This is a genomic window from Actinopolyspora alba (assembly GCF_900112765.1).
Classification (GTDB): domain Bacteria; phylum Actinomycetota; class Actinomycetes; order Mycobacteriales; family Pseudonocardiaceae; genus Actinopolyspora; species Actinopolyspora alba.
In genome coordinates this window covers 58,610-73,683 of the sequence record NZ_FOMZ01000009.1, presented here as the reverse complement: position 1 = coordinate 73,683, position 15,074 = coordinate 58,610, and the positions used below count along the sequence as shown (strand labels likewise).

Genomic DNA, 15,074 nt, shown 5'->3' with positions numbered 1-15,074 from the left:
GCAGGAAAGGAAAACACGTGAGCTCCCCCGAGCACAATCCACTGCGCGATCCGCGTGACAAGCGGTTGCCGCGCATCGCGGGTCCGGCTGGGCTGACGATCTTCGGCGTCACCGGGGATCTGTCCCGCAAGAAGCTGATGCCCGCCATCTACGACCTGGCCAACCGGGGGCTGTTGCCGCCGGGATTCGCCCTGACGGGAGTGGCCAGGCGCGACTGGGAGAACCAGGACTTCGGCGAGGTGGTCTACGAGGCGGTCAAGGAGAACGCGCGCACGCCGTTCCACCAGGCCGTCTGGGACCGGCTGGCCGAGGGGATCCGGTTCGTCTCCGGCAGTTTCGACGATCCGAACACCTTCGAACGACTGACCACGACGGTCAAACAGCTCGACGCGGAGCGCGGCACAGGTGGCAACCACGCGTTCTACCTCTCGGTACCGCCCTCGATGTTCCCGACGGTGCTGACCCACCTGTCCAACTCGGGGCTCGCCGAGCAGACCGAGGACCAGTGGCGACGGGTGGTCATCGAGAAGCCCTTCGGGCACGACCTGGAGAGCGCCCAGGAGCTCAACCGGATCGTCAACGAGGTCTTCCCCGAGGACTCGGTGTTCCGCATCGACCACTACCTCGGCAAGGAGACGGTGCAGAACATCCTGGCGCTGCGGTTCGCCAACCAGCTGTTCGAGCCGTTGTGGAACGCCCACTACGTCGACCACGTGCAGATCACCATGTCCGAGGACATCGGGCTCGGCGGTCGTGCCGGCTACTACGACGGCATCGGCGCGGCCCGGGACGTGATCCAGAACCACCTGCTGCAGCTGCTGGCGCTGACGGCCATGGAGGAACCGCTGTCCTTCGCGCCGAGCGACCTGCGCGCCGAGAAGAGCAAGGTGCTCTCGGCCACCAAGCCGGTCGGCCCGTTCGCCGACACCACCTCCCGAGGGCAGTACACCGGCGGTTGGCAGGGCGGCCAGCAGGTTCCCGGGCTGCACGAGGAGGGCGGTTTCGCCGCGGACTCCAAGACGGAGACCTTCGCCGCGATCACGCTGGAGATCGAGAACCGCCGCTGGGCCGGTGTGCCGTTCTACCTGCGCACGGGCAAACGCCTCGGCAGGCGGGTCACCGAGATCGCCGTGGTGTTCAAGCGGGCGCCGCATCAGCCCTTCGACGACACCATGACCGAGGAACTCGGCCAGAACGCCCTGGTGATCCGGGTGCAGCCGGACGAGGGCATCACGATGCGGTTCGGCGCGAAGATTCCCGGCACCTCGATGGAGGTGCGGGACGTGACGATGGACTTCGGCTACGGCCACTCCTTCACCGAGTCCTCCCCGGAGGCTTACGAACGGCTGTTGCTGGACGTGCTGCTCGGTGAGCCGTCGCTGTTCCCGGTCAACGAGGAAGTGGAGAAGTCCTGGCAGATCCTGGACCCGATCCTGGACTACTGGGCCGAGCACGGATATCCGGAGAAGTACAAGGCAGGAAGCTGGGGGCCACCGTCGGCGGAGTCGATGCTGGCCCGCACTGGACGCGTCTGGAGGCGGCCGTGATCGTCGATCTGCCCTCCACCACCACTTCGCAGGTCAACAAGAAAATGGTCGAGCTGCGCGAGTCCGGTGGTGCCGTCGCGCTCGGCAGGGTGCTGACGCTGGTAATCGTCACCGGGGACGGAACAGAGACCGAGGAGGCGATCCAGGAGGCCAACGAGGCCAGCCGGGAGCACCCGGCGCGGGTGATCGTGGTCGCCAAGGGTGCCAGGCAGGCCGCGGCCCGGCTGGACGCCCAGATCCGCATCGGCGGCGACGCCGGGGCCTCGGAAGTGGTGGTGCTGCGGTTGTACGGCCCGCTCGCCGAGGAGGGCGCGGGCTCCGTCGTGCCGCTGCTGCTGCCGGACGCCCCGGTAGTGGTGTGGTGGCCCAACGACGCCCCCGAGTTCCCGGCCAAGGACCCGATCGGGGAACTGGCGCATCGGCGGATCACCGACGCCGCCGCCGAACCGGACCCGATCGAGGCGCTGCGCACCAGGGTGCGCTCCTACGTGGACGGCGACACCGATCTGGCGTGGACCCGGCTCACCTCGTGGCGTGCCCTGCTGGCTGCCTCGCTGGACCTGCCACCGTTCGAGCCGATCGAGGGAGCGGTCGTCAGCGGCGAGTCCGACTCGCCCTCGACGGATCTGCTGGCGGGCTGGCTGGCGGCCAGTCTCGGTATCCCGGTGCGCCGGGAGGTCCACCGGGGTCCGGGCATCGTCTCCGCGGTGTTGGAACGTCCGAGCGGGAACGTGGAGGTGGTCCGGCCCGACGGCAAGATCGGCTACCTCACCCAACCCGGCCAGCAGGACCGCAGGGTGACGCTGCACCGCAGGGCGGTACGCGACTGCCTGGCCGAGGAGCTGCGCAGACTCGGCCCGGACGAGATCTACGAGAGCACGTTACGGGGGCTCTCGAACGTGGTGCGGGGCGAGGGCTCCGAGAACGAGGAACAGGCGGAACCGGTCTCGGCGGGGCAACAATGATGAGTGACAACGAGATGATCGTCCACCCGGACGCGGAGGTGCTCGCTGAGGCGACGGCCGCCAGGCTGCTCACCAGCATCGTGGACGCCCAGGCGGCCCGCGGTGTCGCCTCGGTGGTGCTGACCGGCGGGCGCACCGGGATCGGCGTGCTGGAACGGGTGCGGGACTCGACCGCCCGCTCGGCCGTGGACTGGTCCGCGGTGAACCTGTTCTGGGGTGACGAGCGGTTCCTGACCGACGGCGACGGCGAGCGCAACGAGACCCAGGCGCGTGCGGCACTGCTGGATCACGTGCCGCTCGACCCGCGGCGCGTACACCCGATGGCCCCGTCCGACGGCCGGTTCGGCGCTGATGCCGAGTCGGCGGCGGACCACTACGCCGAGGTGCTGCGCACCCTGGCGGGCACGGATTCGGACAATGGGGTCCCCCGGTTCGACGTGCTGCTGCTGGGTGTAGGCGAGGAGGGGCACACCGCCTCGCTGTTTCCCGACACGCCCTACGTGCGCGAACGCGAGCGCACCGCGGTGGCTGTTCGGGACTGCCCGAAACCACCGCCGACGCGGATCTCACTGACCCTGCCCGCGATCGCGTCCGCCTCCGAGGTGTGGCTGATGACCACGGGAGCGGGCAAGGCCGAGGCGGTGTCACGGGCACTGAGCGGGGCTGATCCGGTCGACATCCCGGCGGCGGGTGCCCGGGGGCGGGACCGGACGCTGTGGTTGTTGGACCGCGAAGCGGCCAAGGACTCCGCTCTGGGCGACTGAGAGCGCGTGACGAGAACTCGTCCCCGCGGGCTCCGTCGTGGCTTTCGAGCACGCGTCGCCGCCCCGGCACCGCCGGGGCGGCGGGCGCCCGCCGGGGGCAGCGGCCGAGCACTGTCGGCGTCGAATCACGCCCCGCGTTCGGTGAGCCCGTAGAGCGTTCCCTCCGGATCGGCGAACTGCGCCCAGCGGGTTCTGCCTTCGGGATCCCACGGCGCCGTGCGCGGTTCGGTCGGGAACCGCACTCCCCTGGCCTTCAACTCGTCGAAGGTGGCGTCGAGGTCGTCGCAGTCGAACCAGACGTGGCTGAGTTCGCCCAACCGCTGCAACACGAGATCACGCACCCGCGGATCCCCCTCGGCGAGCACCAGGTAGGTCTCGGCACCCGGCACGCTCACCTCTATCCAACGGTGGCCATCCCCGTAGGGCACGTCGGTCCTGACCTCGAACCCCAGCTTCTGGGTGCAGAAGTCGAGCACGGTCTGCTGGTCGGTCACGTAGAGCACCACGAACTTGGGATTCGTGATCATCGGGCACCTCGCGTCCCGCCGGCGATGTCGAGGGCCCCGGGTCACGGAACCGGTTTCGGTCGAGCCTCGGCTCCCGAACGGCCTTGAGACGGCCCCTCGAATCACGGTACGAGTTTTCCCCGAGATCACCAGTCGGTTCGGGCAGCCGGAGCGACCGCTCCGATGTCGGGGCGCCCGGAACGAGAGGCCCGCGAGGGGTCCGTCGACCGGGCAGCGTCGAGGACCGAACCGCACGAACCCGGTCAATCCAGCGGGGTCCGGCTGACCACCACCCCGTCGTGGTCGCTGAGCAGGTACTCGCCGGGTACGAAGTCGATCCCGCCGAACTCGACGACGACGTCGGACTCACCGGTGCCGGACTTGGAGCTCTTGCGCGGGTTGGTCCCCAGCGCCTTGACCCCGAACTCCATCCCGTCGATCACGGCGGAGTCCCGGATCGCGCCGTTGACGACGAGCCCGTTCCATCCGTTGGAGCGCCCCAGTTCGGCGATCAGGTCACCGACCAGCGCGGTGTGCACCGAACCCGCTCCGTCGATCACCAGCACCCCGCCCGCACCGGGCCCCGAGAGAATCTTCTTGAGCAGCGCGTTGTCCTGGAAGCACCGCACCGTGCGAATCGGCCCGGAGAACACCTCGTGGTTGCCGAAGCTCCGAAACTGCAGGTCGCAGCTGCGCACCTCGTCGCCGTCGCGGTCGGCCAGGTCAGCGGTAGAAGTCATTTCCACTCCTTTCGTTGGGAAATTTGCAGGGGACTCGCCCGGATGGTCACCTGGCGGAACCTCTCGCGCGGCTCTCGCTGCGGGAGGCCCGACATCGAGTAGGCACCTACGCCACGTCGGGCCTTCCTCGCGAGAGCCGCGCGGGAGAACCAGCGACGGTGCCGATTCCGAGGTGGTGGGTGTTCGGCCCGCGTCGATGGCGCGGCGATTTCGCGAGAAATCGACGCCGACGGATCAGCCGGGGAAGACGGTGACGGCGGTGATCACCAGGCCGGATTCGAAGCGGAACCGGCCGGAGAAGCCGGTGAGCTCACCCGCCGAGCTCGGTGCGGGTGCTTCGATCAGCTCGGCGCTGAACTCCCCCGAGGGATCGATCCGCACGAAGGCGTCCTCGAAGCCGAGCCAGCGGCCGGTCAACGGGAACCACGCCTTGTAGACGCTCTCCTTCGCGCTGAACAGCAACCGGTCCCAGTTGGCCCCGGCGGGCAACCCGGCCAGCAACTCGCGTTCCCGCTCCACGGTGACCTGCCCGAGCACGCCATCGGGCAGCACCTCGTCGGTCTCCGCGTCGATGCCCAACGAGCACACCTCGGTGGCCGGTGCCACGGCGGCGGCACAGTAGCCCTCGCAGTGCGTGATGCTGCCGACCACGCCCCGCGGCCACAACGGTTCGCGCCGCTCGCCACTGTGCACCGCGAAGTCGGGGTGACCGAGTTCGCCGAGCGCGCGCCGAGCGCAGCTCCGGGCGAGGGTGAACTCGCGTCTGCGCTTCTCCACCGCCCTGGCGACGTACTGCTCCTCCGCCGGCAACAGTCGCGCGTGGGGGTCGTCGCCGAAGACCTCGGAGGAAGCGGCCGCTTCCGGCAGGATTCGTTCGATCACCGGTGGGCCCTCACCAGTTCCTCGAAGGTCCGCTCGGGCGCGGCGGGCAGGATGCTGTGCAACGGATCGCCCGGGCCACCGCGCCTGCGCCACTCCCGGGGGTAACCCAGTGAGACCTCTTCGAAGGGGACACCGTCGATGCGGTCGGTCACCGGAATGTGCAGGTGGCCGTGCACCTCGGCCACGGCGCGGAACCGCAGGTGCCAGTCGGCGGTGAGCTCGGTGCCGCACCAGATGCCGAACTGGGGGTAGTACAACCGCCTGGTGGGATCGCGGTGCAGCGGCCAGTGGGAGATCAACACCGTGGGCAGGTGCTCCGGGATGGCCTCCAGCCTCGGCAGGGTCTGCCTCACCCGCTCGTGGCACCACTCGGTGCGCGACTCGTACGGATCGGGGTGCAGCATCACCTCGTCGGTGCAGACCACGTGAGTGTCGTAGGCGTGTGCCAGGGCCTGCTCGGCGTCGAACTCGGGCGCCCGGAAGCTGTAGTCGTAGAGCACGAACAGCGGCGCGACCACCACCGAGCGCTGCTCGTCGCGCCACACCGGGTAGGGGTCCTCCGGCGTGGTGACGTCGAGCTCCCGGCACATCCGCACCAAGTGGTCGTAGCGCTCCACTCCCCTGGCACGCACATCGTCACCGGGCGGAGTCCACAGCTCGTGGTTGCCCGGGACCCAGATCACGCGGGAGAACCGTTCCCGCAGCTTGCCCAGCGCCCAGCCGATCGTTTCGGTCGTCTCGGCGACATCGCCCGCCACGATCAGCCAGTCCTCGTCGGTGTGAGGCCGAATCTCGTCCAGTACCGGGCGATTGTCGCGGTGCGATACGTGCAGATCGCTGGTCGCGAGTAACGACGGCGCCACCATGCGCCAGACCCTACCGGCCGGTCACCCCACTGGGGAGGAGATGTGTCACACATCCGACGAGGACGGGCGTCGCGGACCCGGTTTCCACCGTTGGTTCCGCACCGGCCCGTCCGGTTCGGCACCGGCCCCGGCCCGCGGCACGGCACGTAGGCGGCGGAACCGGCGCCCGAACGGGTGCGGACACGCGGGGCAGTTCGAGTAGCCGCGCACCCGCCGGACGCGCAGACTGAACGAGTGGACGATCGAGTTCGCGAGCGCATCCGGGTAGCGGGTGTGGTGCAGGGTGTCGGATTTCGTCCCTTCGTGTACACATTGGCCCGCGAGCTGGGGCTGACCGGTTTCGTGGGAAACGACGTGCACGGGGTGTTCGTGTTCGCCGAGGGACCGCCTTCGCTCCTGGAGCGATTCCGCACGGCGCTGTCGGAGCAGGCACCGCCGCTGGCTGTGGTAGACGAGATCACCGCCACCGCGATCGAGCCTCGTGGCGACGAGACGTTCGAGATCGCGCTCAGCGACTCCTCGGGGCAGCGGGCCACCCTGGTCTCCGCCGACAGCGCGACCTGTGTGGACTGTCTGGCCGAGCTGGGTGACCCGGGCGACCGCCGCTACCGCTACCCGTTCCTGAACTGCACGAACTGTGGCCCCAGGTTCACCATCGTGACCGACGTGCCCTACGACAGGCCGCTGACCACGATGGCCCCGTTCGAGATGTGCGCCGACTGCGCGGCCGAGTACCACGACCCGACCAATCGGCGGTTCCACGCGCAGCCGGTGTGCTGTCCGGCCTGCGGGCCCGAACTCCGGTTGACCGACTCGACCGGAGCCGTGCTGCCCGGCGATCCGCTGGACCGAACCGTTGCCGCGCTGCGCGACGGCGAGATCGTGGCGCTCAAGGGGCTGGGGGGCTATCACCTCGCGGTGGACGCGGCGAACCCGGACGCCGCGGCGACGTTGCGCAAGCGCAAGCACCGCGAGGAGAAGCCCTTCGCCGTCATGGCCCCCGATGTGGCGTGGGCACGCACACTGTGCGAGATCGACGAGCACGAGCGGGAGCTGTTGGAGTCACGACGCGGAGCGATCGTGCTGCTCGACAGGCGTCCGGACGCCGCCGTGGCCGAGGCGGTGGCTCCCGGCAATCGGCAGCTGGGGGTCATGCTGCCCTACACCCCACTGCACCACCTGCTGCTGGCGGCCACGGGGCCGATCGTGCTGACCAGCGCGAACCTTTCCGACGAACCGATCGCCTACCGCGACGCCGAGGCGCGGGAACGGCTGGCCGAGATCGCGGACGTGTTCCTCGGCCACGACCGAGGGATTCACATGCGCACCGACGACTCGGTGGTGCGTTCCTTCGATGGGCGGGAGCTGCCGGTGCGGCGCTCCCGGGGCCTGGTCCCGGAGCCGGTGCGGCTGCGGCGGGAACTCCCGCGCCCGGTGCTGGCCTGCGGTGCCGAACTGAAGAACACGTTCTGCGTGGCCAAGGGGTCGAACGCCTTCGTCTCGCACCACATCGGTGACCTGGAGAACTACGAGACGCTGCGGTCGTTCACCGAGGGGATCGAGCACTTCGAGCGGCTGTTCGACATCGCCCCGGAAGTGGTGGCCCACGACCTGCACCCGGAGTACCTGTCCACCAAGTACGCCGCGGAGCGGGAGGACGTGGAGCTGGTGGGGGTGCAGCACCACCACGCGCACATCGCCTCCTGCCTGGCCGACAACGGTGAGAGCGGTCCGGTGCTTGGGGTGGCCTTCGACGGGCTCGGGTTCGGCACCGACGGGACGATCTGGGGCGGGGAGTTCCTGCTCGCCGATCTGGCGGACTTCCGGCGACTGGCACACCTGGAGCGGGTACCGATGCCGGGCGGGGACCGAGCCGTGAAACAACCGTGGCGGATGGCGGTGTCGCAGTTGCTGTCGTGCTACGGAACCGAACCGCCGGGCGGGCTGGAGGTGCTGCGACGCAACGAACCACAGCTCTCGGTCATCACCCGGATGTGCGAGGGCGGGGTGAACGCGCCGCGGACCTCCAGCGCGGGTCGGCTGTTCGACGCGGTCGCCGCGATCCTGGGAATCCGGGACGCGGTCAGCTACGAGGGGCAGGCGGCCATCGAGCTGGAACAGCTCGCGGACCGGGAGGAGCGTGGCCACTACCCCGTGGCGCTGCCGGCTTCCGGGACGCTGCCGGATCCGGTGGCTGCCGGTGCCGCGAGTCCGCCGCTTTCGGTTCCCGCGGGACAACTGGTCCGTGCGGTGGTCGACGAACTGCGTGCGGGGCAGCGTGGCGAGGTCATCGCCGGCAGGTTCCACAACGGAGTCGCCGAGTTGATCGCGCGGCTGTGCGAGCGACTGCGGGATGCCACCGGTGTCGGCGAGGTGGCGCTGTCGGGTGGGGTGTTCCAGAACACGCTGCTGCTGCGGCGGGCCGTGGACGCGCTGCGGCGACGCGGTTTCCGCGTGCTGCTGCACTCCAACGTTCCCACCAACGACGGCGGCATCTGCCTCGGACAGGTGGCGATCGCGGGAGAACGCGACCGCCGGGGAGGGAACTCCCCGGAACGGGGATAGCGACTCACCGGTCAGGACTTCGCGGGCTCCCGAGCCGGGAGCCCGCGAGTGGAGTCGCGCCGCCAAACGAACGGTTTCGAGGTTGCGATCGCGTCACTCCGGCAGCGGGCACCCGGCCCGCTCGGCGGCAGCGCGGGCGAAGTGGTCCAGCAGAACATTGTTCCCCTGCTTATCGGAAAGCTGTTCACTCCACCGGCTGGAATCGTCCTCGCTGGGGGAATAAATCCGATACGACACCGGCTCGCCGTGGCACATCACGTCGTACTCCGCTCGGGAATACTCGGGCAGCTCATGCCGCATCTTCGCAAAGATTCCCTTGTAAGTCACGAACGCCACCTTGGGGCGACCGGACACTTCATCGACGGTCAGATAATCCCCTTCCCCGACTCGGACGTCGCAAACACTGATCAACTTACTGGGCAGCGGCGTCCCCATTGCCCAGACTTTCTTGTGAGCACTGCCGTAGGAAGGCAGAAACGACCGCATCGCGGGGGGACATGCCGTGTCACTGTCCCACTTCTCACTCACCGGTTTCGCATTGTCCATCCCGAATTCAGGGATATCCGGCAGTTCACTCGGCAACGACAGCGCGTTCGCCGACTCCGCACACCCGAACCGCGCACGCGCCTTGTTCGTCATGTCCACCAACAACCGCGCCATCGCCAACCGCGCATCAGGGTTGTCCAGCTCGGAGTTCGAGATCCTGACCCAACTGTTCAACGTGACCGTCTCTGAATCACGAGTACACGGAATATACAGTCTTGCGTAGTCGTGCGTAACGAAACCCGGTAAATCACCGATGGGAATCAGCAATGGATTCGGCGGATCGAACCAACTGGCCAGATAGACTTTCTTTGCCTGGTACATACTGAGCTGTAGATCATCGTGATCAACCGCGTCGCAGCTCAGGGAAGGCTCCTCGGCTTTCACCTCGGCGAAGGAGTCATCGGGGTCGGGTTCACCCAGGTCCGCGGCCTGGATCACATCCACCATCAACCTTGGATCGGCCAACCCGTCACAGGACAGGTGCTGCGGCGGAGTGCTCACCCACGTCGGCGGCGCACTCTCGTCCGCACCCGCCCCCGAACAACCAGCAAGCACCACCAAGCAGGCGAGCGAACCGGCCAACCATCGCAACCAGCACATCCGACCAATCGTCATTCTGTCTCGCTCACCCGTACCTGGCGGTTACCCGTGGCATCGGCGTAGATTCCGGCCCCGGCTTGGTAAGTGTTCTGCACGCCCTTGTGATCGATTTCGTAAGGTCTTTCCTGTCTTACCCAATCTTCGTAGCCATCCGACATCTTTCCGTCGGAATCGATGATCCGCTGCGGATTGCCGCTCTGCTCGGGTGACTCGGGACTGACGGGCGGCGGCGACTCACTCTCCAGCCACATCCGGTGCTGCCACAAGGACTGGTTCAGCAAGTCGCTCGCATCACTGGGACCGTCTTCTTTGATCTCGGCGGTTTCCCTGGTCACGATGTTGGAGCTGTCCTGCTTGAGCTGCTCGGTGATCTGGTTGACGGCCTCACCACCCGCCGCGCCACCGATCGAACCCGCGGGCCCAGCCACGGCACTGCCGGCTCCGGTGACGGCCCAGGAGGCCAGCGTGCCGCCCGCGTCGATCTTCGCGTTGTAGTCGGCGTCCTTGCCGTCGTAGACCTCGTCCACCGCGTAGGTACGCGCCTCGTCCAGCGCGCCGAACACGGATGCGGACTCCTTCGCCACCGTTGCCATGTGGTCCCGCCGATCACCCATCGACCGACCGTCATCGCCCGCGATCTCGTCGAGCCGCTGTCCGGTGTGCACCATGTTGGCGTCGCGCATCCGCGCGTAAGCCTCGGGATCGTAGGCAGCCGACCCCATCACCTTGTACACCTCGCCCTGGCTGAACCGGGGACTCATCTCCCCGGTCGTGCCCTTCGCCCACTTCGGGTCGTCACCGTCCAGGTCCAGCGAACCACTGCTGTTGGGGGACACGGCCCCGGAGTCGTGCACCGCGTCCATGTTGTGCGCGAGCATGCGGCCGACGCTGTCACGCATCGAGTCCGGCACCGTTCCCTTGCCGGGGTTCTCCATCGACTGCTCGGTGTTGGCCAACTCGTGCACCAACCCCGACATCACGCGGGCCCCTTCCGCGGTGCCCTGCTGCTCGCCGAGGGTCGCCGACTCCAGTGCCTTGCCCAGCACGTCGTGCCCCAGTCCTTTTTCCCGCTCGTTGGGTGTGTAGTCGCTGCCCGGGCCTTCGGCGTGGTCGTAGGTGTCGACCGGCCAGTCCCGCTCGATCAGATAACTCATGTGCCCGGTGTCCCGCGCGGGGTCGAAGAACGAACCGGCGGCGTCGGGGCTGTGCTCCATCGCCGTCATCAGCCCCACGAGCGGGTCACCGCCTCGGCCGCGATCGTCGACGTGGTTGAGGTCGTTGCTCTGGACGCGGTCGAAGGTGTCCTCCTTGTCGGACTCGATCATCGCGTCCCCTACCGGGTTCAGGAAGTCAGCGGAGTACTCGCCGCTGTGCAGCAGCATCCCCAGCGCGCGGTAGCCGGTGTCCTCGTGGTCCCCGAAGCCGAGAAAACCGGTGTCCCAGTTCTCCGACGCCCGCACGAGCCGCTTGCCGTAGGTCTCGGCACGGTTCTCGAGCTCGTCACCCGCCCCGTCACCGTGCAGGTCCTCGCCGAGATACCGTCTGCCGCTCTCACTCGTACCGGCCGCCAGCGTTTCGCCGAGGTTCCGCTGCAGCTCGCCGATCAGCTCGGAGCGGTTCGGGCCGGATTCCCCGTGGTGGCCGTCCCAGTGGGTCATCCCCATGTCCTGCAGGTGATCGGTCAGCTTGAGCAGCTGCTTCGGCCGCACCCGCTCCAGGAACTCGCCCGCGAACGCGGGGTCCTGCCCGTTCTCCCGCAGCAGGCGGGCGAGTCGCTCGCCTTCCGCGAAGTCCAGTTCGTCCGGCGGCTTCGCGGCCAGTTTGGCCGCCTGCTTGGCGGCCTGTTCCTGTTCGGCACGTTCCTCGCGCAGCACTTCATCGAGATAGCCGAGTGAGTCGTCGGCTTCGCCGAGCGCGCCTGCCGCGTCCTGATCCGCCTGTTCCGCCTTGGACAGCAACCCTTCGATCTCGGCGGCGTAGGACTCGTAGCGGGCCTGTTGGTCATCGGGATATTCGATCCGACCGTCAGGGTGGATCGTCCAGTGCTCGCCCTCGTTGATCTCGTCGGACAGCCGCTCCAGGCGCGCCCGGCAGGTCTCGATCTCGGATGACGCCCGTTCCAGCGTCTCGGGGACCGACTCGATCCTGTCGAGGTACTCGCGCATCTTCTCGCGGATGTGCTCGGCGTGGCCGGTTGCGGCGTTCTTGGCCTCACCGTGCCAGGCCTCCTCGTTGTCGAGCGGGTCCCGCACCTCGGCGTCGAAGTCACCGAGAACCTTGTCGTACTTCTCGACCAGCGATCTCCACGCCTCGGCGGCTCGGCTGATCGCCGAAGGCTCGGCTTTCGTCAGCTGTCGGTAGTCCACGGCGCTCAGACACCCACCCCTCGGAGCTTCGCGACCGCCCACTCGTCGGTCTCCTCGTAGTTCCGGGCCGCGGCCGCCAGCCTGTCCCCCATGTCGTCGAGCCAGCGGCCGAGCCCCTCGACGTTGTGCTCACAGCTGGACTGCACCCGTTCCAGCGCGGCCGCGAACGCCCAGCCACCGTGGGTCCGAACGGCCGCGGCGGAGTCCTCGGCCGTGGCACGCTTCAGTTCGAGCAACCTCTCACCCAGATCCGCGGATCTCCCGCCGATCTTCGTCAACTCCTCGGGATGGACGGCGTAACGACCACCACCCGCGGAACTCCCCATATCGCGCCCCCAGGAAAAACGACACAGCGCTGTTGCGGCCCGGGAAATTACCGACGTCCCACGAGATCGTCACTCCGAAGTGAGTGATCGCATACGGCGCGCGACTGGAGCGATCGAGCTGTGCCGGGTGCCTACCGGTTGTCCCGTGGCGGACTCGCGCGATCGGTCGGACACCGGACCGTGCGGCGACGGCGTGTCGCCCGCGCGGAAGTGACTGGTCACGGCCTCGGTTCCCGCTATCCGGTAGCATTCGTTGCTGTTCGGTGCCGGTCGTCCGAGAGAGTGAGCAGTGCCAGCCACAGTCGCGGAACGCGAAGAAACGCATTCCGATCGTTCGCTCGCGAAATCGACGGGTGTCCAGTTGGGAATCGTGGTGTCGGGAATGTTCTCCGGCGGGTTGGCCGCGGTTTCCTACTACGTGGCCGGGTTGGAGTGGTTGGCGCACGGCTTCCTGATCTGGATCGTGCTGGGAGTGACGACCACTGCGGGGCACACGCTGCGAACGGCGGTCCGCCGGGCGTCGACCGCGCTGCTTAGCGGTGTGCTGGTGTTCTATCTCGGCAAGCAGTGGGTGTACGTGCTGGAGTACGCCGGGGCGGAGTACTCGGTCGATCCGAAACGAATGGCCGCCTGGCTGGCTGTCGCGGTACTGGCGGGTGTCGCCTGCGGGACGGTCTTCCGACACATCGGACGGGAGGGCTGGTCGGCCGCGATCGCCACTACCACCGCCATCGGGCTGTTGTTCGGCGACGCCGCGCGGGAGCTCTATCCCACGCTCAGCGCCGATCCGGTATTTCTGGTGTGCACCATGCTGGTCGTGCTGGTGATCCTGTTGCTGGCGGTGGTGTCGAAGCGGCAGTTCGGCAGGATCGTGCTGATGGCGCTGCCGTGCGCCGGTTTCGGACTGGCCCTGTTACTGGCCGCGGAACTGCTCGAACGCCTCACCTGGTAGCGAGGCTTCATCGTCCGAACCATGGCGAGGCCGGAGCGCGGAAGGATTCGCGGACAACCACGATCGCCGCGCAGCCGTATTCCGTGGCACGATCGGGGAATGGACGAGGCAGCCGGTGGGGATGAACAGGACGACATCACGCCTTCCGGTACCGATGCCGGTGAAGCGCAGGACGCCGGTAACCGCGACTACGGCGAGATGCTGCGCAGCCATTCGGCGGGTTGGCGGCTGCTGGCCGAGCGGATGCACCCGGAGCAACAGCCCGAGCTGGACAGACTGGACGAGATCGGCATGGGCAGCACCCTGTTGCGTGATCTCCTCGACGGGTTCCGTCAGCAGGCGCTGCTGCTGCACAGCACCATCTCCGCCCGGGCACGTGCCTATGAGGAGATGATCGAGGCTGGCGGGCCGGAGGATCCCGAGGCATACGAGAACTACCGCCGGACGACCGAGTTTCTCAACGAGCTGCTACCTGGTGGCAAGCACTGAACGAACCCGTGCACCGCGCGCTCCGGTGGCCACGGCTCCAGCGATGAGGACTCCCGTGGTGACGGCTCGTAGGGGCCGAACGGCTCACCGGATCTCGGCCACCAGCTCCTCGATCTTGCCGCCGAGTGCCCGCGCGTCCACCGGGGTGAGCGCGTATACCCGCTCCCCGGTGTTGCCCCGCTCGTTGTGGTCGAGATACCGTCCGTCCGGTTCGGCGTTGTCGAACCAGCGCACCACCCGGGAGCGGGTGACACGGCCGTTGCGGTCCCGGACGTTCGCGGCGAGCTGTCCCGCCCGGAGGTGTTCGGCCGCACCGAGCGCGCGGTAGAGCGCCAACTGCCGGTCGCCGCTGCCACCACCGGAGGAACCCGCGGCGGGACGGAGCAAACCGTGCGACTCGGAGTCCGCTTCGGAGTCCTGCCTGGGGAAGGAACTCTCGGGGACTCGCACCGGCCCCTGGTTACCGGGCGGCGCCGGGGGAAGCGTGGGCAGCAGCGCCTGGGACAGGCTCACTCGGTCGTGGAGTTCGACGGTGAGCGGACCACCGTAGCGTTCGGTCTCCCCCGGCGGTTGTACGCCGAGCACCACCCGATTGCCAACGGTCACCGCGGCGACCGCGCGCCACATCGGGTGCTCGCCGAACCTCGGCAACCACATCGAGTCGACCCACAGGTAGGGCTTCGCCAGCACGGCCAACGCGTGCGCGAGGCCGGGCTCCACCTCGTCGTCGACGATCAGCCCTTCGGAACGCATGGTTTCGTACTCACGCTTGCCCACCTCGGCGAACTGCTGCCGGGTGTGGGTGAAGGGCTCCACTTCCAGCGGCAGCGTCAGATCGTCCAGCCCGAGATAGCTGTGCAAGAAGTACAGGTGCAGCGGGTGCAGCTGCCAACGGCCGGAGACGGCCACGGTGTTCCTCTCTTGCCAGGGTGCGCCCGGATTCCGTGGCGGTCCGGGCGC

Annotated in this window: 14 protein-coding genes; 6 read left to right on the top strand and 8 right to left on the bottom strand. The window is 68.1% G+C overall.

Annotation, left to right across the window (positions count from 1 at the left end; all coding sequences use genetic code 11):
• Nucleotides 1–17 precede the first annotated feature (17 nt).
• The 3 genes from zwf to pgl are packed head-to-tail and all read left to right on the top strand — an operon-like array spanning nt 18 to nt 3,276.
• Nucleotides 18–1,547, top strand: a complete 1,530-nt coding sequence (gene zwf, locus BM150_RS14805; protein WP_092927864.1) for a glucose-6-phosphate dehydrogenase — start codon at nt 18–20, stop codon at nt 1,545–1,547.
• A complete protein-coding gene (opcA, locus tag BM150_RS14800) occupies nt 1,544–2,512 on the top strand; it encodes a glucose-6-phosphate dehydrogenase assembly protein OpcA (protein WP_092927863.1) in 969 nt (322 codons plus the stop codon). The genes zwf and opcA overlap by 4 nt, the downstream gene beginning before the upstream one ends.
• Nucleotides 2,512–3,276: a 6-phosphogluconolactonase gene (pgl, locus tag BM150_RS14795; protein ID WP_092927862.1), complete on the top strand. Its 765-nt coding sequence runs from the start codon at nt 2,512–2,514 to the stop codon at nt 3,274–3,276. The genes opcA and pgl overlap by 1 nt, the downstream gene beginning before the upstream one ends.
• A gap of 125 nt (nt 3,277–3,401) precedes the next feature.
• On the opposite strand, the gene BM150_RS14790 is transcribed toward pgl, so the two are convergent.
• The 4 genes from BM150_RS14790 to BM150_RS14775 form a co-directional block, all read right to left on the bottom strand.
• Nucleotides 3,402–3,803: a VOC family protein gene (locus tag BM150_RS14790; RefSeq protein ID WP_092927861.1), complete on the bottom strand. Its 402-nt coding sequence runs from the start codon at nt 3,801–3,803 to the stop codon at nt 3,402–3,404.
• A gap of 242 nt (nt 3,804–4,045) precedes the next feature.
• Complete coding sequence (rraA, locus tag BM150_RS14785) at nt 4,046–4,522, bottom strand: ribonuclease E activity regulator RraA (RefSeq protein ID WP_092927860.1); 477 nt, start codon at nt 4,520–4,522, stop codon at nt 4,046–4,048.
• A 234-nt stretch (nt 4,523–4,756) separates the two neighbouring features.
• Nucleotides 4,757–5,404, bottom strand: a complete 648-nt coding sequence (locus BM150_RS14780) for a 4'-phosphopantetheinyl transferase family protein (protein ID WP_092927859.1) — start codon at nt 5,402–5,404, stop codon at nt 4,757–4,759.
• Entirely contained in the window at nt 5,401–6,270 is an 870-nt protein-coding gene (locus BM150_RS14775; RefSeq protein ID WP_175496840.1) for a metallophosphoesterase family protein, read from the bottom strand. The genes BM150_RS14780 and BM150_RS14775 overlap by 4 nt, the downstream gene beginning before the upstream one ends.
• Nucleotides 6,271–6,504: 234 nt before the next feature.
• Here BM150_RS14775 and hypF point away from each other — a divergent pair, with 234 nt between their 5' ends.
• On the top strand, nt 6,505–8,835 hold the full coding sequence (hypF, locus tag BM150_RS14770; protein ID WP_092927858.1) for a carbamoyltransferase HypF: 2,331 nt from the start codon (nt 6,505–6,507) through the stop codon (nt 8,833–8,835).
• A gap of 93 nt (nt 8,836–8,928) precedes the next feature.
• Here hypF and BM150_RS14765 read toward each other — a convergent pair whose 3' ends face one another.
• The 3 genes from BM150_RS14765 to BM150_RS14755 are packed head-to-tail and all read right to left on the bottom strand — an operon-like array spanning nt 8,929 to nt 12,673.
• A complete protein-coding gene (locus tag BM150_RS14765) occupies nt 8,929–9,996 on the bottom strand; it encodes a hypothetical protein (RefSeq protein ID WP_139219542.1) in 1,068 nt (355 codons plus the stop codon).
• Nucleotides 9,993–12,347, bottom strand: a complete 2,355-nt coding sequence (locus BM150_RS14760; RefSeq protein WP_092927856.1) for a coiled-coil domain-containing protein — start codon at nt 12,345–12,347, stop codon at nt 9,993–9,995. Before BM150_RS14760 ends, BM150_RS14765 begins: the two co-directional genes overlap by 4 nt.
• Nucleotides 12,348–12,352: 5 nt before the next feature.
• Nucleotides 12,353–12,673 (bottom strand): type VII secretion target, encoded by a 321-nt coding sequence (locus BM150_RS14755; protein WP_092927855.1) that lies wholly within the window; start codon nt 12,671–12,673, stop codon nt 12,353–12,355.
• Between the two features lie 370 nt (nt 12,674–13,043).
• Between BM150_RS14755 and BM150_RS14750 the strand changes: the two genes are divergently transcribed.
• The gene (locus BM150_RS14750) at nt 13,044–13,625 is read left to right on the top strand and encodes a DUF6518 family protein (RefSeq protein ID WP_245755516.1); all 582 of its coding nucleotides are present in this window, start codon (nt 13,044–13,046) and stop codon (nt 13,623–13,625) included.
• 99 nt (nt 13,626–13,724) lie between these two features.
• Complete coding sequence (locus BM150_RS14745) at nt 13,725–14,114, top strand: hypothetical protein (protein ID WP_092927853.1); 390 nt, start codon at nt 13,725–13,727, stop codon at nt 14,112–14,114.
• Between the two features lie 84 nt (nt 14,115–14,198).
• On the opposite strand, the gene BM150_RS14740 is transcribed toward BM150_RS14745, so the two are convergent.
• Nucleotides 14,199–15,023, bottom strand: a complete 825-nt coding sequence (locus BM150_RS14740) for an ESX secretion-associated protein EspG (RefSeq protein WP_092927852.1) — start codon at nt 15,021–15,023, stop codon at nt 14,199–14,201.
• Nucleotides 15,024–15,074: the final 51 nt, after the last annotated feature.

What these genes read in the sequence shown, in the direction of transcription:
- rraA (WP_092927860.1), bottom strand. Translation starts at nt 4,522, where the DNA reads ATGACTTCTACCGCTGACCTGGCCGACCGCGACGGCGACGAGGTGCGC.
- BM150_RS14755 (WP_092927855.1), bottom strand. Translation starts at nt 12,673, where the DNA reads ATGGGGAGTTCCGCGGGTGGTGGTCGTTACGCCGTCCATCCCGAGGAG.
- pgl (WP_092927862.1), top strand. Translation starts at nt 2,512, where the DNA reads ATGAGTGACAACGAGATGATCGTCCACCCGGACGCGGAGGTGCTCGCT.
- BM150_RS14790 (WP_092927861.1), bottom strand. Translation starts at nt 3,803, where the DNA reads ATGATCACGAATCCCAAGTTCGTGGTGCTCTACGTGACCGACCAGCAG.
- BM150_RS14745 (WP_092927853.1), top strand. Translation starts at nt 13,725, where the DNA reads ATGGACGAGGCAGCCGGTGGGGATGAACAGGACGACATCACGCCTTCC.
- BM150_RS14765 (WP_139219542.1), bottom strand. Translation starts at nt 9,996, where the DNA reads ATGACGATTGGTCGGATGTGCTGGTTGCGATGGTTGGCCGGTTCGCTC.
- BM150_RS14775 (WP_175496840.1), bottom strand. Translation starts at nt 6,270, where the DNA reads ATGGTGGCGCCGTCGTTACTCGCGACCAGCGATCTGCACGTATCGCAC.